3 protein-coding genes are annotated in these 1,093 nt (G+C 61.8%); all 3 read right to left on the bottom strand.

Features of this window, described 5'->3' with window-relative positions; all coding sequences use genetic code 11:
• A partial coding sequence (locus ACFTXQ_RS36695; protein WP_382650034.1) for a hypothetical protein occupies positions 1–269 on the bottom strand: 269 nt, incomplete at its 3' end.
• Between the two features lie 75 nt (positions 270–344).
• Positions 345–839 carry a hypothetical protein gene (locus ACFTXQ_RS36690; protein WP_382650031.1) on the bottom strand — a complete coding sequence of 165 codons (495 nt, stop codon included), beginning with the start codon at positions 837–839 and terminating at the stop codon, positions 345–347.
• Positions 817–1,093: hypothetical protein (locus ACFTXQ_RS36685; RefSeq protein WP_382650028.1), on the bottom strand; the 277-nt coding region annotated here is incomplete at its 5' end. The genes ACFTXQ_RS36690 and ACFTXQ_RS36685, both read right to left, overlap by 23 nt.

The raw sequence follows: 1,093 nt of genomic DNA, 5'->3' as shown, positions 1-1,093 counted from the left end.
AGATAAACCAGTGGCGCACGCTCCGGAACCTCCAGCGCCCAATACGTGACAACGGGACTGACCGGGCCGGTTTGTCTCGTCACACCGACCCCACGGATCTGGATCGGCTCCGAGCCGGTATCGTCACGCATGGGCAGGCAAGCAGCCGGCTTTCCCTCGACCTGCCTGATGACCAGACGGACAGGACCATGCGACATCGCGTCTGCACGGGAGGCGAGCAGGCAGCAGGACACGCCCGCCATTGCGCAGCTTCGCAATATGTTCATCATGCTCCGAACCCATCCGTGGCCGCATCGACGCCATTCGAATCAATCAGGAATTCGAACATATCCGCCATGCGCCGGTCAGTGATTGGCGGCACAGGGATTCCGGTCATTCTTCGGCACCGCGATATGCACGCCGCCACCGGGCTGCTTGAGCGTGCAGAACGCCGCGCTGTAGACCGGCCCGGAATCCCCGCCCGGAATGATCGAGATGTAGTAAGTCCGATTGAGATGCAGCGGCTTGGGCTGCGTTCTGACGTTCGCGCGGTTCACGCTCTGCCCATACACGATGCACTCGCCGCGCTTCAGGTAGACAGGCTTGGCCTCCGCTGGCATGTCAAACCACCAGTACGTCACGTCGGGGCTCGCCGGGCCGGTTGGCCTGGCAACACCGACCGAGCGGATCTGGATAACGCTCTCGGCCCGTTCGTCGTTCAGCGGCAGGCAGGCGGCAGGATTCCCGTCGACCTGCCTGATTTCCAGTTCGATGGGCGCTTCCGACGTCGCCATCGCGCGCGACAGACAGAGCAGGCACGCGAGCACACCTAAAACACTACTTCGGAAGATTGTCTGCATTCTTGGGATCCTCCAGGAGCGGAGCAAGGACGTGATCGAGCTCGAACGGCGTGCCGACGTAGCCACGGTGAAAGACGGCGAAAGGCGCCTTCAGCACCTGCACGGCATAGTAATCCGCGACCAGGTTGCCCTGCTGCTCCATGTTGTAATCGTGAAATACCGCACCTGGCGCGACTGTGTATTCGTATGCGCTCTGTCCGCGAATCGTGACGGTCAGCGCATGCCATCGCACCGCATACCCAAGCTGGTACTGC

It is taken from the genome of Streptomyces sp. NPDC057010 (genome assembly GCF_042673805.1).
Classification (GTDB): Bacteria; Actinomycetota; Actinomycetes; order Streptomycetales; family Streptomycetaceae; genus Streptomyces.
This window is presented reverse-complemented; position numbering and strand designations above follow the sequence as displayed.

Bases quoted from the DNA above. Each gene is read 5' to 3' on its own strand.
- ACFTXQ_RS36690 (WP_382650031.1), bottom strand. From the start codon at position 839: ATGCAGACAATCTTCCGAAGTAGTGTTTTAGGTGTGCTCGCGTGCCTG.